The 25,655-nt window shown below is 75.5% G+C and carries 20 protein-coding genes and 1 pseudogene; 12 read left to right on the top strand and 9 right to left on the bottom strand.

Features of this window, described 5'->3' with window-relative positions; genetic code table 11:
* Nucleotides 1-2,262, bottom strand: a complete 2,262-nt coding sequence (locus ACFV1L_RS20205; protein WP_380367628.1) for a hypothetical protein — start codon at nt 2,260-2,262, stop codon at nt 1-3.
* A 456-nt stretch (nt 2,263-2,718) separates the two neighbouring features.
* Nucleotides 2,719-4,578 (bottom strand): tetratricopeptide repeat protein, encoded by a 1,860-nt coding sequence (locus ACFV1L_RS20210; RefSeq protein WP_380367630.1) that lies wholly within the window; start codon nt 4,576-4,578, stop codon nt 2,719-2,721.
* 130 nt (nt 4,579-4,708) lie between these two features.
* Between ACFV1L_RS20210 and ACFV1L_RS20215 the strand changes: the two genes are divergently transcribed.
* The 3 genes from ACFV1L_RS20215 (at nt 4,709) to ACFV1L_RS20225 (ending at nt 8,349) form a co-directional block, all read left to right on the top strand.
* Complete coding sequence (locus tag ACFV1L_RS20215) at nt 4,709-5,224, top strand: DinB family protein (protein ID WP_380367631.1); 516 nt, start codon at nt 4,709-4,711, stop codon at nt 5,222-5,224.
* Nucleotides 5,225-5,315: 91 nt separating this feature from the next.
* Nucleotides 5,316-6,983 (top strand): PP2C family protein-serine/threonine phosphatase, encoded by a 1,668-nt coding sequence (locus ACFV1L_RS20220; protein WP_380367632.1) that lies wholly within the window; start codon nt 5,316-5,318, stop codon nt 6,981-6,983.
* 133 nt (nt 6,984-7,116) lie between these two features.
* A complete protein-coding gene (locus ACFV1L_RS20225) occupies nt 7,117-8,349 on the top strand; it encodes a PP2C family protein-serine/threonine phosphatase (protein ID WP_380367634.1) in 1,233 nt (410 codons plus the stop codon).
* Nucleotides 8,350-8,353: 4 nt separating this feature from the next.
* Here ACFV1L_RS20225 and sigJ read toward each other — a convergent pair whose 3' ends face one another.
* A complete protein-coding gene (gene sigJ / locus ACFV1L_RS20230) occupies nt 8,354-9,292 on the bottom strand; it encodes an RNA polymerase sigma factor SigJ (RefSeq protein ID WP_380367636.1) in 939 nt (312 codons plus the stop codon).
* A gap of 150 nt (nt 9,293-9,442) precedes the next feature.
* Here sigJ and ACFV1L_RS20235 point away from each other — a divergent pair, with 150 nt between their 5' ends.
* A complete protein-coding gene (locus tag ACFV1L_RS20235; RefSeq protein WP_380367638.1) occupies nt 9,443-10,528 on the top strand; it encodes an LUD domain-containing protein in 1,086 nt (361 codons plus the stop codon).
* Nucleotides 10,529-10,535: 7 nt separating this feature from the next.
* Here the strand turns inward: ACFV1L_RS20235 and ACFV1L_RS20240 are convergent, their stop codons facing one another.
* Entirely contained in the window at nt 10,536-11,132 is a 597-nt protein-coding gene (locus tag ACFV1L_RS20240) for an O-methyltransferase (protein ID WP_380367639.1), read from the bottom strand.
* A gap of 58 nt (nt 11,133-11,190) precedes the next feature.
* On the opposite strand from ACFV1L_RS20240, the pseudogene ACFV1L_RS20245 reads away from it, so the two are divergent.
* A pseudogene (locus ACFV1L_RS20245) lies at nt 11,191-12,038 on the top strand (IS5 family transposase).
* Between the two features lie 164 nt (nt 12,039-12,202).
* Here ACFV1L_RS20245 and ACFV1L_RS20250 read toward each other — a convergent pair.
* Nucleotides 12,203-12,742, bottom strand: coding sequence for a hypothetical protein (locus ACFV1L_RS20250; protein ID WP_380367641.1), 540 nt, complete (start codon nt 12,740-12,742; stop codon nt 12,203-12,205).
* Between the two features lie 255 nt (nt 12,743-12,997).
* The gene (locus tag ACFV1L_RS20255) at nt 12,998-14,632 is read right to left on the bottom strand and encodes a hypothetical protein (protein ID WP_380367642.1); all 1,635 of its coding nucleotides are present in this window, start codon (nt 14,630-14,632) and stop codon (nt 12,998-13,000) included.
* 178 nt (nt 14,633-14,810) lie between these two features.
* Between ACFV1L_RS20255 and ACFV1L_RS20260 the strand changes: the two genes are divergently transcribed.
* On the top strand, nt 14,811-15,563 hold the full coding sequence (locus tag ACFV1L_RS20260; protein WP_380367644.1) for a DUF6348 family protein: 753 nt from the start codon (nt 14,811-14,813) through the stop codon (nt 15,561-15,563).
* A gap of 28 nt (nt 15,564-15,591) precedes the next feature.
* Here the strand turns inward: ACFV1L_RS20260 and ACFV1L_RS20265 are convergent, their stop codons facing one another.
* From ACFV1L_RS20265 to ACFV1L_RS20275, 3 genes are all read right to left on the bottom strand, one after another.
* On the bottom strand, nt 15,592-16,065 hold the full coding sequence (locus tag ACFV1L_RS20265; RefSeq protein WP_380367646.1) for an NUDIX hydrolase: 474 nt from the start codon (nt 16,063-16,065) through the stop codon (nt 15,592-15,594).
* Nucleotides 16,062-17,561, bottom strand: a complete 1,500-nt coding sequence (locus tag ACFV1L_RS20270) for an SDR family NAD(P)-dependent oxidoreductase (RefSeq protein ID WP_380367647.1) — start codon at nt 17,559-17,561, stop codon at nt 16,062-16,064. The genes ACFV1L_RS20265 and ACFV1L_RS20270 overlap by 4 nt, the downstream gene beginning before the upstream one ends.
* A gap of 99 nt (nt 17,562-17,660) precedes the next feature.
* Complete coding sequence (locus ACFV1L_RS20275; RefSeq protein WP_380367649.1) at nt 17,661-18,599, bottom strand: AEC family transporter; 939 nt, start codon at nt 18,597-18,599, stop codon at nt 17,661-17,663.
* A 635-nt stretch (nt 18,600-19,234) separates the two neighbouring features.
* Here ACFV1L_RS20275 and ACFV1L_RS20280 point away from each other — a divergent pair.
* The 6 genes from ACFV1L_RS20280 (at nt 19,235) to ACFV1L_RS20305 (ending at nt 25,605) form a co-directional block, all read left to right on the top strand.
* Nucleotides 19,235-20,068 carry a transglycosylase SLT domain-containing protein gene (locus ACFV1L_RS20280; RefSeq protein ID WP_380367650.1) on the top strand — a complete coding sequence of 278 codons (834 nt, stop codon included), beginning with the start codon at nt 19,235-19,237 and terminating at the stop codon, nt 20,066-20,068.
* Nucleotides 20,069-20,274: 206 nt separating this feature from the next.
* Nucleotides 20,275-20,970 carry a DedA family protein gene (locus ACFV1L_RS20285; RefSeq protein ID WP_380367729.1) on the top strand — a complete coding sequence of 232 codons (696 nt, stop codon included), beginning with the start codon at nt 20,275-20,277 and terminating at the stop codon, nt 20,968-20,970.
* Nucleotides 20,971-21,438: 468 nt separating this feature from the next.
* Nucleotides 21,439-22,617, top strand: a complete 1,179-nt coding sequence (locus ACFV1L_RS20290) for a sensor histidine kinase (protein ID WP_380367652.1) — start codon at nt 21,439-21,441, stop codon at nt 22,615-22,617.
* On the top strand, nt 22,608-23,252 hold the full coding sequence (locus ACFV1L_RS20295; protein WP_380367654.1) for a response regulator: 645 nt from the start codon (nt 22,608-22,610) through the stop codon (nt 23,250-23,252). Before ACFV1L_RS20290 ends, ACFV1L_RS20295 begins: the two co-directional genes overlap by 10 nt.
* An 80-nt stretch (nt 23,253-23,332) precedes the next feature.
* On the top strand, nt 23,333-23,962 hold the full coding sequence (locus ACFV1L_RS20300; protein WP_380367655.1) for a hypothetical protein: 630 nt from the start codon (nt 23,333-23,335) through the stop codon (nt 23,960-23,962).
* Between the two features lie 203 nt (nt 23,963-24,165).
* Complete coding sequence (locus ACFV1L_RS20305) at nt 24,166-25,605, top strand: GuaB1 family IMP dehydrogenase-related protein (protein WP_380367657.1); 1,440 nt, start codon at nt 24,166-24,168, stop codon at nt 25,603-25,605.
* Nucleotides 25,606-25,655: the final 50 nt, after the last annotated feature.

A 25,655-nucleotide genomic window follows, 5' to 3' on the forward strand; every position in this document is an offset into this window, starting at 1 on the left:
TCAACGCACCACCAGCGAGTCGGGGTCGGGATCCTGCAGTTCGGCCGCCCCGGCGTGCGGGCCGACCAGGAAGCCGCGCAGCACGGCGGGCCGGGCGATCCGGTGCGGATCGAGCTCGGCCAGGTGGGGGAGTCCGTCGGCGAGCTCGGCGCCGGGCACCCGGAGCAGCTCCTCGCCCTGCTCGGGCCGCAGCGGGCGGACCGCCCCGGCGGCGGCGACCAGCGAGAAGTCCGGGCACGGCCAGTGGAGTTCGCCGTCCGGGGCGGCCGGAAGCTCGGTGCGCAGGCGCAGCTGCCACGGCCGGCGGCGGCCCAGCCGGGGCGGCCGCTCCAGCCGCCAGGCGATCCGCAGCCGCGCGGGGACGGCGAGTTCGACGGGCGTGCTCAGCACCAGGTCGGCCGAGGCCCGGCCGACCGGGGTGAGGACGACGGTGCAGGGCCGCCGGTCGACGGGCAGCACCAGGCCCTCCCGCAGGTAGCTGCTGCGGGCCACCAGGCGATGGTCCTGCTCGCCGCCCTGCGACCACCGGACCTCGGTCTGCACGGCCGGATCGGGCCAGGCGAACGCCAACCGGACCCGGCCGTCCGGCGTCCGCTCGGCGGTCGCCCGCTCGACGCCGCCGACCGCGTCGACCACCACGCCCGGCCCGGCGACGGCCCGGCCGCCCAGCGCGGTGACCAGCAGGCAGCGGTTCAAGGCGCGTGGCACGACCGCGAGTTCGGCCCGCAGCAGGCCGCCCCCGACCGGCTCGGCCGCAGCCGCCTCCGGCCGGGCGGCGTCCGGCAGCTCCTCGCCGGGCGGCGGCAGCGGCACGCCATCGGGCCAGGCGACCAGTGCCGACCGGCCGTGCGCGGGCGCGGGCCACTCCACCGCCACCGTCCCGTCCGGTCCCGGAGCCAGCCGCACCCGGGCGACCTGCTCCGGGTACTGCTCCACCACGGTGGCCGCCGCCACCTCGGCCGACCAGACCCGGGCGCCGTCGGCGGCCCGGTACCCGGCGGCCAGCGCGTACCGGTGCACGCCCGCATCGACGCCGCGGTCCACCAGCGCTCCGGCGGCGGCCGGCTGCGTCCACTCGGCGCGGGCCGGGCCGTCCGGGGCGGTGCGCACCACCCGGACCTCCTCGGCGGGAGCGGGAGCCGTCCAGGACAGCGCGACCGCGTTCCGGCCCGGGACCAGCCGCAGGTCCGCCGGGGGCGGGGCCAGCACCACGGGCGGGCCGAGCACGGCGCCGCCGACCGGGCGGCCGGCCGCGACCGGCACCACCGCGTACCGCACCCGGTGGCCGAACGGGACGGTGGAGTCCCGCAGTTCGGGCCGGTCGACGGGGCCGAGCGGGACCGGCTCGGCGGGCCGGGCGCCGGGCGGCCGGTCCGTCGCGTCCAGCCGGAGCACCTGGTACCCGACCGGCTCGCCGCCCGGGGATCGACGGGAGACCGGAGTCCAGGCCAACTCGACGCCCGCGCCGGACGGTTCGGCCCGTAAGCGGGGGCCGCGGGGCGGTTCCCGGTCGTGCTCGGCGATCCGGACCAGCTCCAGCAGCGGCCGCCGGTCCGCCCGGTCCAGCCGGGCCGCGCGCAGGCAGCACCGCACCGCGGTGACCCGCTCACCGCGCCGGGCGGACGCCGCCGCCTCGCGCAACAGCGCGTCCCGGCCCGCGAGTTCGCTCCGGTGGTGGTGGCGCACCGCGTCGAGCACCTGGTCGCCGCTGGGCGCGCCGGGCAGCCGGGCCAGCAGCGCGCCCGTCTCGTCCAGTCGGCGTTCCGCCCAGGCGTCCCACAGCCCCTCGGCGGCCGCCCGGTCCACCCGCGGCCGGTACGCCGTCGCGGCGGCCAGCTCGGCCGCCTCCGCCGGATGCACCCCGAGGCGGCGCAGCGCCTCCTCGGCCGGACCGCCCTCCGCGGCCGCCCGTTCGGACACCTGATAGAGCGTCAGACGCCGCAGCGCCATCGGGTCCAGCTCCAGCGCCTGTGCCGCCCGGCGCAGCAGGGCGAGCACGGCGGCGGCCCGGGGATCCGCCGACTGTCGCCACTCGGCGGCGAGTTCGGCCAGGTAGCCGTCGTCCGCCCGGCGCCAGCGGTGGCCGCGCACCGGGAACCACAGGCCGTCCAGCACCCGGAACTCCGGCGGCGCGTCGATCCGGCCCGGCGGCAGCAGCGCCCGCGCCGGATGGGCGACCCCCAACGACGCCAACCCGCCCTGCCAGCCGGGGAAGTCCCGGACGGCCGGTATCACCGGAAGGAGCGCCGGTGCGCCGTGCACCAATGCCCTCGCTGCCAACGTGGTCCCCCGCACGAAGAGGGCCGGACCGCGGGCGGCCGGGCCGATCGAGGGAACCATTTGAGCAGACCCGTACAGCTCCTGTCCGCCGATGACGGAAGCTCCCGGGAAAATCTCCGCGCCCGGACGGGCGGGCAGCCGCGGCGGCCCGACCACCGGGTGGATCCGCTTCCCACCGGCCCGAGTCGGGCCCGGCCGCGGCCCGCAGACCGGTCGGGGGCCCGCAGACCGGTCGCGGCCCCGGGGGTTCGAGACCGTCCGGCGCTCCGACGGCCGGGGAAGGCGGGTCGACTGTCCAAGTGCCTGCCGACGGGCTCGCTACCGCGCGACTTCTGCGGTCACCCGGTCACCCGGTCGTCCCGGAGCCGCCGGCCGAGTCCGACCGTCCGGGGTGCGGGGACGCGCAGCGGGGCCGACCGGGTCCCGAAGGGACCGCGGTCAGTCCCAGGGCGGAGAGGTCCGGCCGTCCGGTTCCAGGCCGTAGCGCAGCAGCCTGGCCCAGTGCGGGTCGGCGGACCGCCGTTCGGCCAGCGCCTCCAGGGCCCGGCTGTGTCCGGCGTCGGCGGCGCGGCGGCAGGCCTCCTCGGACTGCTCCGGCTCCGGGACGGCCGGGCGCCAGTGGGCCGAGGTGAGGGCCCACAGGGCGACGGCGCTTCCCCGGGTGGCGGCGTCGTGGACGAGGTCGTCCAACAGGGGGTGCTTGTCCCGGCCCATGCGGAGCCACGGAACGACGAGCTGGGCGTCGAAGTTCTTCGCGGCGAGCGCCCGGGAGAGCTGCCGGTCCATCGCGGAGGGGTTGCCGTTGCGTTCCTCCAGCCAGGCGAGGTCCCAGGGGGCGAACTCGCTGCCGGCATCGGCGTTCGCCCGGTACAGCCGCGCCGCCTCCTGAAGTGCTCCGGCCTGCTCGCGCATCCGCGCCAGCAGCTGGAAGACCGTCATGTCGCGCTGGTCCGCCGCCTCCCGGGCGAGGCGTTCCGCCTCCTCCGGGTGGCCGGTCCGCTCCCGGATCGCGGCGAGGCCGTGGAGCGCGGCGCGGGCGCCCGCCCGGTACGCCGTCCGGTGGAGCAGCTCCGCGTGCCGCAGCCGCAGGCGCGCCAGGGCGGCCCGGCCGAGGGCGACGGCGTCGCCGGGGGATGCGCAGTGCTCCGCCGCGGCCTCCCAGAATCGGGCGCCCGGAACCTCCTGGGCGCGGGTGCTGCGTCCGTGCTGCTCCAGGTAGTCGGCCAGCCGGAACCACGGCCGGTCCGGCGGGAGCGCGCCGTCCGTGCCGGGGGAGGGGACCGCGGTGAGCGGGCCGGGGGCGCCCCGGCACGGCCGGGTGGCGACGACCACGGCCTCCTGCCACTGTTCGGGTGCGGCCGCCGCCAGCCGGCTGCGGGTGAGGTAGGCGGGAGCGGCGGCGGCCAGCAGCGGCCACGGCAGGTCCACGCCGTGGCCCAGGCGCCGCAGGTCCATCGCCGCGTCGATCAGCGCGCGGGCGGCGGACGGGGCGGTCTCGTACCGCTCCACCAGTGCGGGCGCACCCGCCAGGTACTGGACGACCTCGCCGTCCCGGGCCTTCGCCGCCGCCTCGGCGAGCCGCGGGTCCGCTCCGGCGACCCGCTCGAGTTCGGCCAGGTCCTGCCGGGTGAAGGCGTCCGGCACCCGGATGCCGCGGCCCTCGAACACGGCCCGCGCGCCCCGGTGGCGGTCCTCGTCGAGGAGCTGCCAGTACTCGGGCCACAGCGTGCCCAGGACGAGGAGCGGGCCGTGCTCCGGCACGGTCAGCAGCTCGCGCAGCGCCACCGCGGCCTCCTCGCCCAGCGGGTCGGCGGGCTGGAGCAGGTACGACTGCGCCTCGTCGAGCCACACCACCGTGCAGGGCGCGAGCGCGCCGGGCGTCCGCAGCGCCGCGAGCAGCCGACGGAGTGTCAGCGGATGCCACACCCGCCAGTGCGACGGCAGCTCCCGCAGCGACTCCCAGCACGCCCGGGTCTTGCCCGTCGACGAGCCGCCGACCAGGACGGCCGTGCCGCTCACGCCCTCGGCGGCCTGCCGCACCACCGCGCGCAGCGCCTCGTCGTGCGCCCGGGGCACGTAGACGGGCAGTCCGCCGCCGTCGCCGCGGTCGACGGCGATGGCCCGGCGGACGTTCAACGCCGTCGGATCGGCGAGGGAGCGCAGGGGCACGCCCACCGGCCCCCGGGGCGCCGGCTGCTCCGAGACGTGGACGTGCACGATCCCGGCCTGGACCACCAGGCCGTCGACCGTGCCGCCGCTGACCGTGTTGGTGACGTGCTGCTGCTCCGACGGCTCCACGGCCGGACCTCCCCCTGCGGGCCACGCGCGGAAAGCTGCACAGCAGTGGAGGGCCCGGCCGGTCCACCGTACCGGCAGCGGCGGCGAAATCCGGTCGACGGTGCGGCCGGCGTCGGGCAGACTGCGCGCGATGACCGAGCGAACCGACACGCCTCCCAGCTGGGACGAGCGCACGCAACTGACCACCTTCCTCGACTACGCCCGGGCCACCGCGCGGGCCAAGTGCGAGGGCCTCTCGGCGGAGGACGCCCGCCGCTCGCCGCTGCCCGGCTCGCCGCTGATGACGGTGTGCGGGCTGATCAGCCACCTGCGGTGGGTCGAACACTGGTGGCTGGAGGCGGTGTTCCTCGGGCAGGAGCTCACCGGCCCGCTGGCCGACGCCACCGACGACGACCCGGACCCGGAGATGCGGACCGCCGTCGACGTCCCGCTGGAGCAGCTGCTCGCCGAGTACGAGGAGCAGGCCGAGCGGCTCCGGCGGCTGGTCGCCGAACACGACCTGGACGCGAAGGCCGAGCGCCCGGTCCGGGACGGGCGGCACGTCGACCTGCGGTGGATCCTGCTGCACCTGATCGAGGAGACCGCCCGGCACAACGGCCACCTGGACATCGTGCGCGAACTGCTGGACGGCCGGACCGGCGCGTAGGCCCGCTCCCGGGCGGTGCGGCGGGCCGGCGTCACCGGTCTCCGACCGGCGGAGTGCCGGGTCGGCGTCCGGGCGTGACATGCTCGTCCCCATGACCGACCGTGGAGACGTGGCAGTTTTCGGGCCGGGCCCCGGCGACGGTCCGGAGGCCGGCCGGGCGTCGTCGTCCGGCCGCCACCCGTACCCCCGCCCGCCGGCCGCCCGCGCGGCGTCCGGCCGCCCGGCGAACCGCGGCGGTGAGGGCCCGACCGCCGCCGTCCAGGAGGTGCTGGACGGCCTGCCCGGATCGGTGACCTTCCTGGTGCCCGAGACCGGGCCGGACGGCCGGGTCGCCGACTTCCGGATCGCGGCCGCCTCGCCCGACGCGGTCGACGTCGCCGGGCGCCGCGGCCGCGAACTCGTCGGGCTGCGCATCCTGGAGGCCTACCCGGGCGTGGCCGGCAGCGAGCTGTGGCAGGGCTACCTGGACGCGCTGGCCACCGGCGTCCGCTACGAGAGCGAACCGTTCGAGTACGCGGAGGAGTCGGAGGGCGTGCCGCGGCTGTCCCGGTTCGCGGTGCGGGCCGCGCCGTCGAGCCAGGGGCTGACCGTCTCCTGGGTCCGGCTGGACAGCGGCGAGCGCGACCGGCGCCGACTGACCGCCATGCAGCGGCTGGCGCAGCTCGGTTGGGCCGACTGGGACCTCACGCGGAACGAGACCATCTGGTCCGAGCAGGTCTACACGATCTTCGGCCGGTCCCGCCCGCTCGGCCCGATCGCCCTCCCCGACCTCCCCCGGCACGCGCTCCCCGAGGACGCCCCCGCCCTCGACCGGGCCGTGCGGGGCCTGCTCGGCACCGGCGAGGCCGTCGACCACGCCTTCCGCCTCACCACCCCGGACGGGCGGCTGCGGCACGTGCGGCTCGTCGCCGAGGGCGAGACCGACGGGCACGGCACCCCCGTCGAGGTGCACGGCTTCTTCCAGGACCGCACCGCCGTCGCGCACGCCGAACAGCAACTGCTCGAACACGAGCGGGCCGCCCTCGTCCAGCGCAGCCAACTGGCCGCCGAACGCGAGCTCGCCGCCGACCTCCAGCACGCCCTGCTGCCGCTGCCCGAACAGTCGCTGCGGCTGGCCGGCCTCACCGTCGACATCGCCTACCACCCGCTCCAGGCGGGCCTCAACGTCGGCGGCGACTGGTACAGCGCCATCGAACTCCCGGACGGCAGCGCCCTGCTGGTGATCGGCGACGTGGCCGGCCACGGCCTCGGCGCGGTCGCCACCATGGCCCAACTCCGCTTCACCGCCAAGGGCATGGCCGTCACCGGCAGCTCGCTGCCGACCATCCTCGCCCGCCTCAACACGCTGCTGCTGCACAGCTCGGACCGGAACTTCGGCACCGCCACCATAATCATGGCGCGCTACCATCCGGCCACCTCGACCCTCGACTGGGTCCAGGCCGGTCACCCGCCGCCCCTGCTGCTGCGCGACGGCACGCCCCGCTACCTGCCCGCCCCCGGCGGCATCCTGCTGGGTGCGACCACCTCCCCCGACTACGTGCAGTCCACGCTGCGCCTGCTGCCCGGCGACCACCTGCTGCTCTACACCGACGGCCTGATCGAGTCCCCCGGCGAGAGCCTCGACAAGGGCCTGGACCGGCTCGCCCGGGTCGCCACCGAGTCCGTCGGCCGCGAGCGCTTCCTGGACGGCGTGCAGGAGGCCCTGGTCGCCCCGCAGCAGCGCCGCGACGACATCTGCGTGCTGCACGTCGCCCGCTGAGCCCCGGGCGGCGTCCAGCAGGCAGCCCGCCCGCCGCGCCCCGCGCGCGGGGGCGGGGCCGTTCGGCGGACTTCCCGCCGTCCGCAGGCCGTGTCGCCGGGCCGGGCGGGCGGATCCGGGGTGGGCTGGGGGGATGCCCGACGAGACCCTGCCGTTGAACCACGGCGAGCAACTGCTGGAACGGTTCCTGGTGACCGGCCGCACGCTCGACCCGCGCGAGGCGCCGCGGATCGCCGAGGAGTACACCCGCGCGCTGGGCCTCGGCGCCAGCACCGTCTACCTGGCCGACATCCAGCAGCACCGGCTGGTGGCGATGGGCGACGGCATCGACCTGCCGATCGACCACACACTGGCCGGCTGGGCCTTCCGCACCGGCTCGATGCGGGTCACCGACGACGGCGGGGCCGGCCTGGTCGCCTGGTTCCCGCTGGTGGACGGCGCCGAACGGCTCGGCGTGCTGGGCCTGCGCACCGCCGCCCTGGACCGGGAGACGATCCGCCGCTGCCGGCTGCTCACCGCCCTGCTGGCCATGATGATCACCTCGAAACGGGACACCAGCGACAGCTACGCCCACGGCACCCGGGCCGACACCATGACGCTGCCCGCCGAGATGCTCCGCGCCTTCCTGCCGCCGCGCACCGTCTGCACCGAGCGGGCCATCTCCACCGCCGTGCTGGAACCCGCCTACCAGCTCGGCGGCGACGCGTTCGAGCACTCGCTCGCCGACGGGGTGCTGCACGCCGCAGTGCTGGACGCGATGGGCCACGACCTGGCGTCCGGCCTCACCGCCGCCCTCGCCCTCGGGGCCTGCCGCAACGCCCGCCGCAACGGCGCCGACCTGCCCGAACTGGTCGCCACCATCGACCGGGCCATGCACGACTGGTACCCGGACCGGTTCGCCACCGGCGTGTTCCTGCGCCTCGACCTCGCCACCGGCACCCTGCACTGGGCGAACTGCGGACACCCGCCGCCCCTGCTGATCCGCGCCGACCAGGTGGTCACCGACGCGCTCGCCGGGCCGGGCGAACTGCCGCTCGGACTCTCCCACCTGGCCGACCGGCCCCGCACCGTCCGCACCGTCTCCCTCCAGCCCGGCGACCGGCTGCTCATCTACACCGACGGCGTGGTGGACGCGAAGGGAGCCAACCACGAGTTCTTCGGCCTGTCCCGGTTCACCGACTTCGTGATCCGCGCCACCGCCGCCGGCGAGCCCGCCCCGGAGGCGCTGCGCCGGCTGATGCACGCCATCCTGGAACACCAGGACGACCGGCTCACCGACGACGCCACCATCATGATGATCGAGTGGCAGACCGCCACGCCGCCGCTGCTCGACAGCCTCGCGATGTCCCGGACCGGCTCCTGGTGAGGCGTCAGGCCCCCCCGGGTGCCGGGTCGTTGCCGTCGGCCTCGGTCCACGGACGGAGCTTCTCCGGGTTGCGCACCCCCCAGATGTGGGTGATCCGGCCGTCGACGACCCGGAACGCGAACACCGTGGAGGTGACGCCGTCCACCCGGGCGATCAGGCCGGGCTGGCCGTTCACGGTGCGCTCCAGGAACGTCGTCGCCGGCACGAAGCGCGCGGTGTCCAGATAGGCCCGGACGATGTTCTCCCGGCCGGTGAGCGGCTCCAGCAGGGCGCCGACCAGGCCCCCGCCGTCGGCGATCACCGTGGCCTCCGGGTCGAGCAGGTCCATCAGCGACCGGACGTCCTTCGCCTCCCAGGCCCGCTTGAACTCCCGCACCACGCCCGCCTGGGTGCTCGGCGGGCTCACCGGGGCCCCCGAGGCGCGGATCCGGCGGCGCGCCGAGGCGGCCAACTGGCGGCAGGCGGCGGCCGACCGGCCGAGGACCTCCGCGACCTCCGCGAACGGGTACTGGAACACGTCGTGCAGCACGAACGCCACCCGCTCCGCCGGGGTCATCGACTCCAGCACCACCAGGAACGCCATGTGCACCGACTCGTCCAGGGTGATCCGGTCCGCCGGGTCGGCCGCCGCACCGCCGCCCGCCTCGCGGTGCGCGGGCAGCGGCTCGGGGATCCACTCGCCCACGTAGCGCTCCCGGCGCACCCGGGCGGAGCCCAGCAGGTTCAGGCAGATCCGGCCCGCCACCGTGGTCAGCCACCCGCCGGGCGACCGGATCTCCGCCCGCTGCCGCTCCGACTGCGCGTACCAGCGGGCGTACGTCTCCTGCACCACGTCCTCGGCGTCGGCCAGCGAACCCAGCAGCCGGTACGCCAGGTTGGTCAACCGGCGGCGCTCGCCCATGACCGGGTCGTCCGGGCCGTCGTGCTGCTGCGGAAGGTCCATCGTGCTTCGTCTCCTCGGTCGGTGATCGGGGTCCCGACCGGTACGACCGGACAGCGGGCCGGAACGTGACGTCGGCCGCCGCCTCACATTCCGCGCGGCCGTCCGGTCGTACCGGTACCGGCACCGGCCGGAAGACGAACGGAGAATCCGATGACCACGTTCCAGGCGATCGCCGACCGCGTCGAGATCGAGGCGCTGCAGGCCGAGTTCACCGACGCCGTGATGATGCGCGACCGCGCCCGGCTCGCCGCCCTGTTCACCGCGGACGGCGTGCTGCGGATGCCCAACGTCCCGGTCGAACTGACCGGCCCCGAGCAGATCCGGCTCGGTGGCGAGAAGCTCCAGGAGCAGTGGGTGTTCTTCGTCCAGAACACCCACCCCGGCGCGATAGCGATCGACGGCGACACCGCCACCGGCCGCGCCCACATGCACGAGATCGCCCGCACCCGCAACGGCATCGAAGGCCTCAACTACGCCATCTACCACGACACCTACCGCCGCACCCCGGACGGCTGGCGGTTCGCCGAGCGGGTCTACGAACTCCGCTACCTCGACACCACCCCGCTCGGCGGCTCCGCGCCCGGCCAGGACGGGCCGACCGCCGAACGGCACCCCGGGCAGCCCGCCGCGCGGCACACCGAGCCGGCCGCCGCGGACCGCCTGGAGCGCGCCGCCGACGCGCTCGCCGCCCGCGGCTTCGCGGTCGAGATCCTCGCGGACGCCGCGGCCGCCCGCGCCCGGGTCGGCGAACTCGTCGACGAGAAGGACAGCGTGTACGCCTACTCCAGCGAGACCCTGCGGCTCTCCGGCATCGACGAGGACCTCGCCGACGACCGCTACTCCCGCGCCGTCAAGCCCCGCGTCCTGGCCATGGACCGGGAGACCGAGGCCGACGGGATCCGGCAGCTGCTCGGCACCCCCGACGTGGTCGTCGGCAGCGTCGTCGCCGTCACCGAGACCGGCTCCGTGGTGCTCGCCTCCGGCAGCGGCAGCCAGCTGCCCGCCACCACCGGCGGCGCCGCCCGGGTGATCTGGATCGTCGGCGCGCAGAAGGTCGTCCCCGACCTGCCCGCCGCGCTGCGCCGGCTGGAGGAGCACGCCCTGCCGCTGGAGAGCGAGCGCACCGAGGCCGCCTACGGCGTGCCGAGCGCCGTCAACCAGCTGGTGGTCTTCCACGCGCCGACCCGGTTCAGCCGGGCCACCGTGCTGCTGCTGCGGGAGGCCATCGGCTACTGACCGGCCGTCAGGGGCGCCGGGTGGCCAGCAGGGTGGCGAGGTCCGGGGCGAGCCGGACCTCGGTGGTGAGCAGCGACGGGTGCTCGTACCAGACGGTGCGCCCGGTGTCCGGTCGGCCCAGGTGGGTCGGCGGCCAGGCGGTGAGCGGTGTCAGGTCGTCGACGACCAGGGTGCCGGCCGGGTTCAGCAGCAGGTCCGGGTCGGCGGGCGGCGCCTTTTTGCCGTTGCCGCCGCCGTCCAGCACCAGCAGGTCGAACGGGCCGTGCCGCCGGATCTCCGTCCAATCGCCGTGCACGACCTCCAGGTCGGCGACGTCGGCGAACAACTCCCGGACGGCCGCGACGCGTTCGGCCTCCCGCTCGACGCTCACCACCCGCACCCCCGGCCGCCGCCCCGCCAGCAGCCAGCCCAGGCCCACCCCGCACCCCGTGCCGGTCTCGCCGATCCGGCCCGGGGCGCCCGCCGCCAGCGCCCGGAGCAGCCGGCCCTGCTCCGGGCGGCAGGATTGCCCGAAGCCCAGGCGCTCGGCCAACTCCACGGCCCGGCGCACCGGTTCGGGCAGGGAGTCGAGGCGGCGGTAGGCGGCTGTTCCGGAGATCGACACGGGGTCAGCCTAGGGGGCGTCTTCAAAGATGATCAAGCGGTGAGATCATGGCGGCGTGATACGTCGTCATGAACTGTCGGACGCCGAGTGGGCCGTGCTCTCGCGGTTCCTGCCGAGTTCGGGAACCGCAGGGCGTCCCCGGTCGGACGACCGGGTGGTGTTGAACGGGATCGTGTGGAAGCTGCGAACCGGTTCGGCCTGGCGGGACGTGCCCGAGCGCTACGGGTCCTGGCAGACGCTGTACACGCGGTTTCGCCGGTGGGCGCTGGACGGGACGTTCTCCCGGATGCTCCGGCAGGTCCAGGCCGAGAAGGACGCGGTCGGCGACATCGACTGGCTCGTGTCGGTCGACTCCACCGTCGTCCGCGCCCACCAGCACGCCGCCGGCGGAAAAAAGGGGCAGTCGGCGGGGACGAAACGACAGATCACGCCCTCGGCCGATCCCGCGGAGGACTGAGCACCAAGGTCCACCTGGCCTGCGACGGACGGGGCCGCCCGCTCGGCTTCGTCCTGACCGGCGGCAACACCAACGACTGCACCCGCTTCGAGGCGGTCCTGGAGTCGATCCGCGTCCCGCGAATCGGGCCCGGGTGCCCGCGCACCCGACCCGACCACGTGATCGCCGACAAGGGCTACAGCTCCCGCCGGATCCGCGCCTAACTGCGCAGACGCGGCATCCGCCACACCATCCCCGAACGCGCCGACCAGGCCCTGGGCCGGCTGAACCGGGGCCGACGCGGCGGCCGCCCGCCCGTGTTCGACCGGACGGCCTACCGCCTGCGCAACGTCGTCGAGCGCTGCTTCAACCGGCTCAAGCAGTGGCGCGGCCTGGCCACCCGCTACGACAAGACCCACGAGTCCTACCAGGCCACCGTCACCATCGCCTCGATCCTGCTCTGGATCTGACCTTTGAAGACGACTCCTAGGGCGTGTCTTCGAACCCGCGCCGCGGCCCCGCGGCGTTCGGTGCGTGCTCTCGGCCGCCGGGGCTGGGGGCGCGTTGTGGGGCGGGCGGGGGTGTGAAGACAGGCCCTGGGCCTTCCCGGCGGGGACCGGGGCCGGACTGCCGGTCAGGTGGAGCGGCGCAGCAGCACGCCCCGGCTGCCCGGGGCCGGGCGGCGGGTGGCGGCCCGCGGAGCCGCGAGATCGATCTCCTCGACCAGCAGCCAGCCCTGCTGCGCGGACATCCACGGCCGCAGCCTGCCGTCCAGCGCGGACGGGGCGAGCGCGACGAACAGCAGGTCGGTCGGCAGGGCGTGCAGCAACTCCAGGTCCTGGCCGGCATGCAGGGCCTCGATCAGCAGTACCGCCCCGAAGCGGCGGCGGACCGGCGGCGGGGCGGAGAGGTCCGCCGCGCTCAGCCGCAGGCGGGTGCGGCGGCCGAACGCGGAGCGCAGCCGCTGCCGCAACGCCGGGTCCGGCTCGGCGGCGTGCACGGTGTAGCCGGCCCGCAGCAGACGCCCGGTCAGCGCTCCGTCGCGGGCGCCGAGTTCGGCGAGTGCGCCGCTGCCGGGCGGACGGTGCCGGGCCACCCAGGCGGCGGTCGCGTCGAGCCGGTCGGCCTCGTAGCGGGCGCCGTCGGCGTCGGGTGCCGTCAGAGTGTCGGTCACGAACATGTCCCGTCGCAGGTTCCAGGGTGCGGGCCGAGACGACCCTAACTACCGCCTTCGTTCGTGGTCCATACCACCATGGGCGCAAAGTTTACCGTTCACGGTCAATTCAAGGGAAGTAGTACGGAAGAAACGGAAGTTGACGAGCAGTCGGCCCCACCGGCCGACCCGACGGGGCGTCAGGCCGACCGGGCGGGAACGCCGACGGGCCCCGCTCGCCGCACCGGGCGAGCGGGGCCCATCGGGTGGTCGAGGTCAGGCGGGGTCGCTGAACTCGGTGAACTCCGGGAGGTCGGAGAGGTCGGCGTCGAAGTCGTCGTCGAACTCGCCGTCGTAGCGGTCGTCGCGCTCGGCGGCGGGTTCGCGGCGGACCGGGGTGACCCGGCCGAGCTGCATCGCGGCGTAGCCGGCCGCCGCGCTCGGGTCGGCGATGACGCCGTCCGCGGGGTTGTCCCCGTTCTCGCCGTTGCTGTTGCCGCTGCCGCCGTTGCCGCCGCCGACCGGGCCGCCGCCGCGGCGCTGCGCGCCGCGGATGCCGCTGCCGCCGACCGGGCCGTAGCCGCCGGCCATGTGCATGCCGCCCATGCCCATCATGCCGCCGCCCATCGGGCGGGCGCCGACACCGGCGGTGCTGGTGCCGGTTCCACCGCCGCCACCGCCACCGCCGCCGGAGGCCGATCCGCCGCCGCCGTGGTCGCCCTCCAGGCTGGTGCCCAGGCGCATGCTGCCGTTCTTGGAGCCGCTGCCGCCGGGCACCGCGAGCCGGGTGGCGAAGCCCGCCCCGCCGCCGACGCCGCCGGAGCCGCCCGACTCGGAGCCGCCGCCACCGCCGCCGCCTCCGCCGTGGCCGCCGCCGGAGCCGCCGATGGCGCCCAGGTTCGGGCTCTTGAGGCCCAGCGTGTTGATGCCGTTGCCGCCGGAGCCGCCGCGCGACGAGCCGCTGCCGACCGGTCCGAGCTTGGGCATGAGGGCGGCGAACGCGCCCAGCCCGGCGTCCGCCGAGCGGCCGCTGCCGGTCGGGCCGACCGAGTTGAGCCCGGTGCCGGTCGGGAGGTTCGGGCTGTACGGGTTCGACACCGTGGAGGCGATCCCGTTCAGCGTCATCCGGTTGCTGTCCTCGTTCTCGTTCAGGTTGCCGGCCAGCTTGTCCATCTTGCCGGCGGTGTCCCGGAACGAGCCGACGATCCGCTTGAGCACGTCCTCGACGATGGTCTGGAGGATCTTCTCGGCGATCTGGATCGCCAGGTTGCCGAACGGGTCGCCGGACTCGCCGACCTTCAGGCCGGACGCGATCCGCCTGAAGTCCATGCCGTGCGACTCGATGTCGTCCGCGCCGCGGCGCAGATCGGCGGCGCAGGTGGCGAGTTGGGCCAGGTCGATGTCGAAGCCCTGGCCGTTGGAGCTGTTGGACGGGGTCGGCACGATCTCCTGCGCCGCCTTGACGAGCATGTCCTCGATCGGCTTCAGCAGCGTCTGGGCGAGCCGGCTGACCGCCTGGTTCAGCAGCTGCTTCATCAGCTCGCGGCCGAGCCGGAGCACCGCCGCGGTGCTCCACGGGCCGGTCGAGGAGGCCGCCGCCAGGCTCGCCTGGATCGAGAACAGCTGGACGATCGACCCGGTCTTCGCCGCCTCGACCACCACGGCCGCCGCGCGCAGCACCTTGGCCATCGTCTGGCAGACCTCGACGATCACCTTGGAGTACTTGGTGATGGTGCTCCACAGCTCCGAGAGGCGGTCCGCGGACGCGCCCTTGTAGACCGCGTGAAGCATCGTCAGTGCTTTGTCCGCCGTCATCTGGGCCGAGTCCAGAGCGCTGGAGAACTTGTCCAACTGGTCGGCCAGCCGGTTCAGTTCGTCTTCATTGGCACCGGGGAAGCGAACGCCCAGCATGCCGATGAGCCCGTTGAGTCCCGATGGTAGTTGCACAGCCATTGCCGCCCCCAGCTGCTGTCCCCGTAAGTCCCTGATCGCGCATTGCGACGATACACATACCGCACCCCTCCGACCACCAGGCAAACCAAGTGTTCCGCGCATTGTGGGCAAACCGGTACCTCGTTACGGTGTGCGCATGGCATGGGGATCATGGTGGCGCGGCCGGTCCGGGACCGGCCCGGAGGCCGCCGCGCACAGCGCTGAACGTCCGTCCGCGCAGGTCGTCCTGGGTGCGGTGGCAGACGAACTGTCGGCGCTGCACGGCGAGGTGTGGCGGGTCGAGGGCGGGGACGAGCCGGAGGTGCGCGGGCCCGGGGCCCTCGCGGTCCGGCTCGGAAAACCGCACAATACGCATCCGCACCATTTCGATCTGGTGTTCCTGGCCGACCGGGACCGCCCGGAGACCGCCGTCCCGGACTGCGTGGTCGGCATCGGCGGCGGCGACCACGACCCGGTGCGCCGCGGTGTCGAGGTGTGGGCCGCCACCACCGGTGTGTCGCTGATCGAACTCGTCGCCCACAACGGCCGGTTCGCCGGCCACCTCGACCCGCGCGACCCCGACGGCATGCCCGGCTGGCACGCCATCCACGGCGGCATGGTCGGCTGGGGCACCGGCGACCGCTACCACGCCGTGCAGGACTGGCTGGTGCGCAACCCGCTGCCGCCGGCCCTCGCCCCGGCGCTCGCCGGCGACCTCGGACGGGACCAACTCGTCGGCGTCAAGGCGCTGTTCGGCAGCGGCGGCGGCGAGGAGACCGCCGAGGTCCGGGTGAACGGCGAACCGCACCCCGCCGCGTCCGCGGCCCTCGCCGCCCTGGACTGGCCGCGGGTCGCCGACGGCGACGCCTACGCCCGGACCTTCGTCCTGCTGGTCCGCCGGGATCGGTGAACCGCGGCGGCGCACCGCCGACGGGGCGTCAGAGGCGGTAGTGCGAAGTGCCGCCCGGGGCCCGGTAGTCGGGCAGCCAGGCGGCCAGCACCTGCGCGGACGGGTAGAACATCGGCTCGGGGAGCGCGTCCACCGCGACGCGCTCCCAGCCGGCGCAGGCGTGCGGCTCGGTGACCAGCGCCTCGGCCAGGCTCGGCGGGGCCAGCACCGCCGCCGTCACCCGGGTGCGGCCCAGTTCGTGGTCGAGCAGCACGGCCAGCACCCGCATCTCCTCGGCGGGCAGCACGATGCCGGTCTCCTCGGCCAGTTCCCGGGCCGCGGCCTGCTCGAACGACTCGCCGGGGTGGTCGACCTTGCCGCCGGGCAGGCTCCAGCTCGGCGACTCGCCGGCCGTGGTGCGCCGCCCGATCAGCACCCGGCCGTCCCCGGTCGGCACGATCACGCCCGCGCCGACCATCGGCGGCAACGGGTGCGGCCCCGCCGGGAGTTGAGCGTCCGTCACCACTTGCCCTTCTGGTAGTCCTTGAGGAAGCAACCGTACAGGTCCTCGCCCAGTTCGCCGCGGACGATCGGGTCGTAGACCCGGGCCGCGCCGTCCACCAGGTCGAGCGGGGCGTGGAAGCCCTCCTCGTGCAGGCGCATCTTGTCCGGGTGCGGGCGCTCGTCGGTGATCCAGCCGGTGTCCACCGCGGTCATCAGGATGCCGTCGGTCTCGAACATCTCCTGCGCGCTGGTGCGGGTCAGCATGTTCAGCGCGGCCTTCGCCATGTTGGTGTGCGGGTGGCCCGCGCCCTTGTAGCCGCGGTCGAACACGCCCTCCATCGCGGACACGTTCACCACGTACTTGCGGCGCGCCTTGGACGCGGCCAGCGCCGGGCGCAGCTGGCTGATCAGGATGAACGGGGCGGTGGAGTTGCACAGTTGCACCTCCAGCAGCTCGATCGGGCCGACCTCGGAGACGGTCTGCACCCAGCTGTTGGTGTCCGCCAGGTCCGGCACCAGGCCGCCCGCGTCGATCGCGGTGCCCGCCGCGATCCGCTCCGGCGACGCCGAACCCGTCACCAGCGCCAGCGAGGTGACCTCCTCGGCGCTCACCGCGGGCTGCTCGCCGCGGCTCTGCCCGGGCAGCGCGGGCACGTCCACCGCGCCCGACCCGAACCGGCCGATCACCGTGGACGCGGGCAGCACCCCGGCGGGCAGCGGCGCCGACTCGGCGGCGATCAGCTCCCGGTACGCGGCGGGGGAGCGGCGCACGGTCTGCGCGGCGTTGTTGATCAGGATGTCCAGCGGGCCGTCCGCGGCGACCTCGTCGGCCAGCGCCATCACCTGCGCCGGGTCGCGCAGGTCGATGCCGACCACCTTCAGGCGGTGGATCCAGTCGGCGCTGTCCGGCATCGCCGAGAAGCGGCGGATCGCGTCGTTCGGGAAGCGGGTGGTGATGGTGGTGTGCGCGCCGTCCCGCAGCAGGCACAGCGCGATGTACATGCCGATCTTGGCCCGGCCGCCGGTCAGCAGCGCCCGCCTGCCGGTCAGGTCGGTGCGGGCGTGCCGGCGCTCCCGGCTGAGCTTCGCGCAGTTGCGGCACAGCTGGTGGTAGAACGCGTCCACCTCGGTGTACCGCTGCTTGCACATGTAGCAGGAGCGGGCCCGCTCCAGGATGCCCGCCAGCTCGGTGGTGGTCTCCGTGGTCAGGCCGAACACGCCGGCCGTCTCGTCGTCGATCCGGCCCGGCGCGCCGGTCGCGGTCCGGGCGGTCACCGCGCGGTCGTTGGCGGTCTTCCGGGCCCGGGTCTCCTGGCGGCGGCGCTGCTTGAGGGTGCGGAAGATCCCGCCGACGGCCATCCGGACCCGGATCGCGTCCGGGTGGTCCACATGGATCTCGTCCAGCTCGGCGATCACGCTGAGGCACAGCTCCAGGCGTTCGGGGTCGATGCCCTTGCCGTAGTCGATGTCGTCCTCGACCGGGGCGGCGCCCGGCTCGGTCTGCGCGTTCGTCACTGCGGATGCTTCCTCAATCTCCCCATGGGTACCGCCGAACTCTACGTGAGCGGGCCCGGCCGGGGCGAAGCCTGTGACCCGGCGCACAGGCCCGGCGGGTCAACGCCCGCCCAGCGCCCAGGCGACGGCCGACAGCGTCAGCATCGACAGCACCGTGGACACCAGCACCGAGGACCGGGCCAGCGCCGGCGCCGCCCCGTACAGCCGCGCGTACACGTACACGTTCTGCGCGGTCGGCAGCGCCGACAGCAGCACCACCGCCAGCAGCTGCGGGCCCGGCAGGTCCAGCAGCGCACCCACGGCCAGCGCCGCCAGCGGCTGGACGGCGGTCTTCAGCAGCACCGTGACGGCCAGCTCGGCGCGGTCCGGGCGCCGGGCCGCCGCGCCCGGCGGGGTGTGCAGGGACAGCCCGAGGGTGACCAGCGCGGCGGGCACGGCCGCGCCGCCCAGCAGCTCCACCGAGTGCGCCAGCGGGCCGGGCAGCCGCCGGCCCGCCGCCGAGAACACCGCGCCCAGGCCCGCCCCGAGGATCACCGGGTTGCGCAGCGGCAGCAGCGCCAGCCGCCGCAGCCGCTCGGCCGGGCGCGCCGCGGAGCCGGTCGCGGAGTCCAGCAGCGCCAGCATCACGGGGGTGACCAGCAGCACCTGGAACAGCAGCACCGGCGCGACGAAGGAGGCGTCGCCGAGCACCTGTGCCGCCACCGGGATGCCGAGGTTGCCGGAGTTCACGTAGCCCGCCGCCATCACCGCCACGGTCCGCTCGGCGGGCGTGCGCCGAAACAGGCGGCGGCCCGCCAGCAGGCCCAGCAGCGAGGCGACCAGCGTCCCGGCCGCGAACGCCAGCATCGAGGTGTTGGCGAACCCGGCGAGATCGGTGCGGGCGACCACCGTGAACAGGGCGGCCGGCATCGCCACGTGGAACACGAACCGGCCGAGCACCGACTCGGCGTCCGCGCCCAGCAGCCCGGTCCGCGCGGCGAGCCACCCGACCGCCGTCAGCACCCAGATCGGCGCGAACGCCGCGACCAACGCTTCCACCCTGACCTCCCGCCGCAGTCAACCAGGCGTGCCCGAACGGTCGTTCGGCGGGGTCGGGCGGTGGCCCCGGTCACATGCCGGTCCCGGCGGGTGGCGGGGCGGCTGCGGTGGGTGGCCGGGGGGAGAGCCCGGTCACAGCGGGCCGCCGGTGGCCGGGGTCACAGGGCCGGCCGGGACGCCGCGGGCCGCAGACGGCGCCGGGCCGGCCCGGAGGCCTTGCTGCGTCTGGGCCCGGGCCCAAATTCCCTGGCACCGGGCGGGGTTGGCGCTTCCTGGGAGCGAGCTGTGAGGTCCCTCATAGGCGGCGGCCGGAAGCGGCCCCGGCGGCGGGCGGAATCCCTTGGCGCGCAAGGGAAGCAGGCCCGTCGAGGTGCCCGGTCCGCCCCATCTCGGGTTGTTTGCCGCCGGATTGGGGCTCCGGCAATCTCGTGGTTGTGCCCCGAGCCGTTCCGAGTGCTCACGGGGCTTCACGGCGCAGCAGGCCGCGTGACCCGCGCGGCGCAGCGTCCCCGGTGAGCACGAGCCGCCGGGCCGGCCGTCCCGGGCCGATGGACACCCCGCAGTGCTGCGGCGGTCCCCCCTTGCCCGACCCGGGTTCGGCGTGACCTGGAACACGACTCTCGGAGGTACTCGACATGCGACGCATCAAGCACAACCTGGGCCGACTTCCGCAGATCCGCCAGATCCGGATGGGCCACCACCGGATGCCGGACGCCTTCCTCGGCGTGGGCCTGGCCGGCGCCATCGCGGTCGGCGCCCTGCTGCCCGCGACCCAGGCGATCGCCGGCCCGTCGCACGGCCGCGCCGAGAGCGCCGCGGTCGCCACCGACGGCCGGAACGCCGAGCACGGCGGCGACGCCGCGGCCTCCCGCAGCGAGGACCGCCAGCCCGTCCAGCAGGACCAGCAGCCCGCCGCGCAGCCGCAGGAGCAGCAGCCCGCCGCGCAGCCGCAGGAGCAGCAGCCGGCCCAGCAGCCGCAGGAGCAGCAGCCGCAGCCGCAGCCGGCCGAGCAGCCGCAGCCGCAGCCGCAGCCCGAGCCCGCACCCGCCCCGGCGCCGCAGCCGGAGCCCGCGCCCGCACCCGCGCCCGCGCCCGCACCCGAGCCGGCCAAGCCGACCTACGCGAACAACCTGGACGGCTGGATCGCCGAGGCCCGTGACGTGCTGGCCGCGGCCGGCAAGCCCGTCCCGTCCGCCAAGGCGATGCGCGCCGCCGCGATCGCCGAGTCCTCCGGCAACCCGAACGCCGTCAACAACTGGGACTCCAACGCCAAGAAGGGCACCCCCTCGATCGGCCTGACCCAGATGATCGAGCCGACCTTCCGCGCCTACGCGCTGCCCGGCCACAAGGACATCCGCAACCCCGTGGACAACCTGATCGCCAGCTCGCGCTACTGCGACGCCCGCTACGGCAGCATGGACAACATGGCCGCCGCCCGCGGCTACGGCGCCTACTGGCGCGGCTACTAGGAACAGCCCCACCGGCCACTCCCGGCCCCCGGCGGATCCCCACGGATCCCACCGGGGGCCGAGGCATGCCCGGGCACAGGGGGTGCGGAAACCCGCAACCGGGTCGGGCGGGAAACCGCGTACCGCCGCTGAGCTGCGGATTCCAGGATGAGTGACGACCCCGGGCGAGCGGCCCGGGGAGCGTCCGACCGGAGGGGAATCCCGTGCTGCAGTTCATTTCGACGGCGACCGAACAGGTGCCCACCGAGGGTGTCGCGGGCTGGGCGGCCGGCCTGGTCGACACCCTCGGCGGGCCGGGCGCCGGACTCGCCATCGCCCTGGAGAACCTGTTCCCGCCGCTGCCGAGCGAGGTGATCCTCCCGCTCACCGGCTTCGCCGCCGGACGCGGCACCCTCAGCCTGTTCTCCGCGCTCGGCTGGACCACCGCCGGCTCGGTGGCCGGCGCCCTCGCCCTCTACCTGCTCGGCGCGGTCTTCGGCCGCGACCGGATGCACGCCCTCTGGGCCCGCCTGCCGCTGGTCAAGGTCTCCGACCTGGAGCGGACCGAGGCCTGGTTCGCCCGGCACGGCACCAAGGCGGTGCTGTTCGGCCGGATGATCCCGATCTTCCGCAGCCTGATCTCGGTCCCCGCCGGCGTCGAACGCATGGCCCTGCCCCGCTTCCTCGCCCTCACCGCCGTCGGCAGCCTCGCCTGGAACAGCGTCCTGGTGCTGGCCGGCTACGTCCTCGGCGACCGCTGGGACGTCGTCGAGGGCTACGTCGGGATCTTCTCCAAGGTCGTCCTGGTCCTCGCCCTGATCGCCGTCGCCGCCTACCTCGCCGTCCGCCTCCGCGGCCGCGACTCCCGCCACCGCCGGACCCGCCGAACCACCGCCCCAGGAACCGATCATGACGGCCAGTAGGCTTCCGCCCATGGGGGAGAGCAACACCGCCACGAGGCACCGGACCGTGCCGGGCGCCGGACTGCCGCCCGTGGGCCGGCCTGCGGTCCCGGGCCGGGGCGGCGAGGCGACGGGCAGCAGGGCCACGCCCGCCGGGCGCGCGCCGGGGTGCGCCGCCCCGGCACCTCGGCCGGCCCAACGAGCGTGCGCGGGACGGACGGTGACGGGCAGTGGGCTTCGGCCGGTGGGCCGTGCGGCTGCCCGGGGCCGGGCACGCCGCCGCACCGAGGCCGCGAACCGCCGGGCCGTGCCCGGTTCCGGCCGGTGCGGTGTCGGCGGAGGATCCCGCATCGGCACCCGGGAGCGGACGGTGACGGGCAGCGGGCTGCCGCCCGTGGGCCGGCGGGCCGCCCGGGGCGGGGCGGGGCTGCGCGCCGGTGTGCCGTGCCCCGTGCTGTCCGGCCGGCGGGCGCGGGGCGGGGGGCCGGCGTGACGGACCACGGTGCCGGGCCGGCCCTCGCGGAGCACGCGGCCGGGCCGGCTTCCCGGCCGCGGCGGGCGGTCGGCGGGGTGCTGGGCGTGCTGACCGCGCCGGTCGGGGCGGCGTACTTGGCGGTGGCAGGGGTGCTGCTGGGGCCGTTGCTGCCGTGGCCGCGGGTCGGGCCCCGGGCGCGGAAAGCGTGGTACGGCGGCGCGGCCCGGCTGGCCGGCGTCGAACGGGCCCGCCGCGCCGCCTGGTTCGGCGACCGGTTCCCCGCGCACTACCGGGCCGAGGACCGGAAGCTGCTGCGCTACCTGGCCCGCCGCACCGGTGCCGGGCTGGTGGCCGGACTGGTGCTCGGCCTGATCGGCTTCGGCCTCGTCCTGGCGGTGCTGCTCGCGGCCGGAGTGCTGCGCGGCACCCTGAGCGCCGTCGACCTGCTGGGCCAAGTGCTGCTCGGCGGCGTCCTGTTGTTCCTCGCCGTGCAGGGCCTGGCCTCGCTCGCCGCACTGGACGCCCGGATGGCCCGCGACTGCTTCGGACCGTCCGAGGCCGAGCTGCTGCGCCACCGGATCACCGAACTCGCCGACAGCCGGGCCGCCGTGCTGCACGCCGTGGACGCCGAACGCCGTCGGATCGAACGCGACCTGCACGACGGCGTCCAGCAGCGCCTGGTGGCGTTGCGCCTGCTGCTCGGCCGGGCCCGGCGCGGCGGCGACCCGCGGCGCACCGACGAACTGCTGCGCCAGGCCCACCGGGAAGCCGCCGAGGTGCTCACCGAGCTGCGCGAGGTCGCCTGGCGGGTCTACCCGTCCGCGCTGGACACCCTCGGCCTGGACGAGGCGCTGGCCGGCCTCGCCGAACGCTGCCCGGTCCCGCTGCGGGTGCGCTGCACGGCGGCGGGGCCGCTGCCCGGGCCGGTGCTCACCGCCGCGTACTTCGTGGTCAGCGAGTGCGTCACCAATGCCGCCAAGCACTCGGCCGCAGGCCGGGTCGAGGTCGCGGTGGAGCGGTCGGCCGAGCGGCTCACCGTCCGGGTCGAGGACGACGGGCGGGGCGGGGCGGACCCGGCGGGCGGCGGCCTGTCCGGGCTGCGCGGCCGGGTCGCCGCCCTCGACGGCACGCTGACCGTCCACAGCCCCGCCGGGGGCCCCACCGTCGTCACTGCGGAGCTGCCATGCGGGTGATCGTCGCCGAGGACTCGACCCTGCTGCGGGAGGGCCTGGTCCGGCTGCTCGCCGAGGAGGGCCACCAGGTGTCGGCCGCCGTCGGCGACGCCGAGGCCCTGCTCGCCGCGGTCGACGCCGACCCGCCGGACGTCGTGGTGGTCGACATCCGGATGCCGCCCACGCACACCGACGAGGGCGTGCGGGCGGCGGTGCGGATCCGCGCGAGCCGGCCGGAGATCGGCGTGCTGGTGCTCTCCCAGCACATCGAACGCGGCTACGCCGCCCAGCTGTTGGCGCCCGGCGCGGAGCGGGTCGGCTACCTGCTCAAGGACCGGGTGGCCGAGGTGGAGGAGTTCCTGGACGCGCTGGCCCGGGTCGGCTCCGGCGGCACGGTGATCGACCCCGAGGTGGTGCGCCGACTGGTGGTGCGCACCGAGCACGCCGACCCGCTGGCCCGGCTCACCCCGCGCGAGCGCGACGTGCTGGAGGCCCTCGCCGAGGGCCACACCAACACCGCGATCGCCGCACGCCTGCACCTGTCGCTGAGCGCCGTCGAGAAGCACCTCAACTCGCTGTTCGACAAGCTCGACCTGCCCCGCACGGCGGGCTACAGCCGCCGGGTATTGGCGGTGCTCCGCTACCTCGGGGCCTGAGGGCGGGCCGCCCGCCGCCCGCCGCGCGCGGCCCGCCGTCGCCCCTGGCCGCGGGCGGCGGTCCGCAGGAGGATGGCGGTATGGATGCGCAGCGGTTCACCCGGGCCCGCACCGCGCTGCACGCGGTCGCCGAACACCTGCTGGCCGGCCCGCAGTACCGGGTGGCCGGCACCGTCCGGCTGCGCGCCTACCCGGGCGGCTTCGCCACCCGCTTCGAGCCCCGGCTGCGCGTCCGCAGCGCCCAACTGCTGAGCGCGGGAAGGGCCCTGGACCTGCCGGGGGTGAGCTGCGCGCAGCTCGGCGCCGCCATCGGCATCACCGCCGGCCGGCCGGCGGGCCTGTACCGGGACGGCTCGGGCGTGGCCGTCGACCAGCCGCTGGAGCTGGACGCGGAGGGCGCGGACGCCGTCGCCGCCTGCTTCGCGCACGGCGACGCCGCGCTGCGCGCGCTGTTCGCGCAGGCCGACCCGGTGCTGTGGCCCGAGCACTTCGACCTGGCGGTGACCGTGGACGGCGTGAACTACGGCCTCTCGCCCGGCGACGCGTTCCGGCCCGAGCCGTACGCGTACGTCGGCCTGTCGGCGCCGCGCACCGGCGCGTTCTGGAACGCCCCGTTCGGGGCCGCCCGGACCCTCACCGAGCTGGGCGGACTCTCCGGGACCACGGCGTTCCTGGCGGAGGGGCGGCGACTCGCCGGGACGCCTTTGTAGCTTCCTCCGAACGGGTTCCGGAACGGTCTGCGTCCGGTTGTGTCGATCTTCAGGATTCCGGTGCAGGCTGGCCCCCGGCCGGGTAATCGGTGAGGATTGAACGTTGGGTGCGGCGCGCCCGAGAGGCCGTACGGCACAGCTGTATTCCGCTCCATCACCCGCTCCCCGGTGAAACGTTCCTCCCCAGCCAGAGAGCCTTTTCCATGCGCTTCCTGAACGACCTCAAGCCCGCGTACGACCTGACGTACGACGACGTCTTCATGGTCCCCAGCCGCTCCGCCGTGGGCTCCCGGCAGGGCGTCGACCTCTCCGCGCACGACGGCACCGGCACCACCATCCCGCTGGTGGTCGCCAACATGACCGCGATCGCCGGACGCCGGATGGCGGAGACCGTCGCCCGCCGCGGCGGGCTGGTCGCCATCCCGCAGGACATCCCGATCGAGGTCGTCGCCGAGGTGATCGGCTGGGTCAAGCAGCGCCACCTGGTGCACGACACCGCGCTCACCCTGGCCCCCGGCGACACCGTCGCCGACGCGCTCGGGCTGATCCCCAAGCGCGCCCACGGCGCGCTGGTCGTGGTCGAGGGCGGCCGGCCCGTCGGCGTGGTCACCGAGGGCGACTGCCAGGGCGTGGACCGGTTCACCAGCCTGTCCGAGGTGATGTCCCGCGACCTGCTGCTGCTCGACGAGGGCATCGACCCGCGCGCCGCGTTCGACCGCCTCAACGAGGCGCACCGCAAGCTCGCCCCCGTGGTCGCCCCCGACGGCACCCTGGCCGGCATCCTGACCCGCAAGAACGCGCTGCGCGCCACCCTCTACACCCCCGCCGTGGACGCCGAGGGCCGCCTCCGGATCGCCGCCACGGTCGGCATCAACGGCGACGTCGCCGGCCGCGCCAAGGCCCTGCTGGAGGCCGGCGCCGACGTGCTGGTGGTGGACACCGCGCACGGCCACCAGGAGTCGATGATCTCCGCGCTGCGCGCGGTGCGCGCCCTCGACCCGCAGGTGCCGGTCGTCGCGGGCAACGTGGTCTCCGCGGCCGGCGTGCGCGACCTGGTCGAGGCCGGTGCCGACATCCTCAAGGTCGGGGTCGGCCCGGGCGCGATGTGCACCACCCGGATGATGACCGGCGTCGGCCGGCCGCAGTTCTCCGCCGTCCTGGAGTGCGCCGCGGAGGCGCGCCGCCTGGGTAAGCACGTGTGGGCCGACGGCGGCGTCCGGCACCCGCGCGACGTGGCGATGGCGCTGGCCGCGGGCGCGTCCAACGTGATGATCGGCTCCTGGTTCGCCGGCACCCTCGAGTCGCCCGGCGACCTGCAGACCACCGCCGACGGCCGCCAGTACAAGGAGAGCTTCGGCATGGCCTCGGCCCGCGCGGTGCGCAACCGCACGGCCGACGAGTCCGCGTACGACCGGGCCCGCAAGGCGCTGTTCGAGGAGGGCATCTCGCACTCCCGGATGTTCGTCGACCCGGCCCGCCCCGGCGTCGAGGACCTGATCGACTCGATCGTGGCCGGCGTCCGCTCCTCCTGCACCTACGCCGGCGCGGCCGACCTGGAGGAGTTCCACCGGAAGGCGATCGTCGGCATCCAGAGCGCCGCCGGCTACGCCGAGGGCAAGCCGCTGCACTCCAGCTGGGCCTGACGGCCCGTCGGTCCGCGAACGGGCGGGCTCCCTGCCGGGGCCCGCCCGTC

Source organism: Kitasatospora sp. NPDC059646 (assembly GCF_042734615.1).
Classification (GTDB): Bacteria; Actinomycetota; Actinomycetes; order Streptomycetales; family Streptomycetaceae; genus Kitasatospora.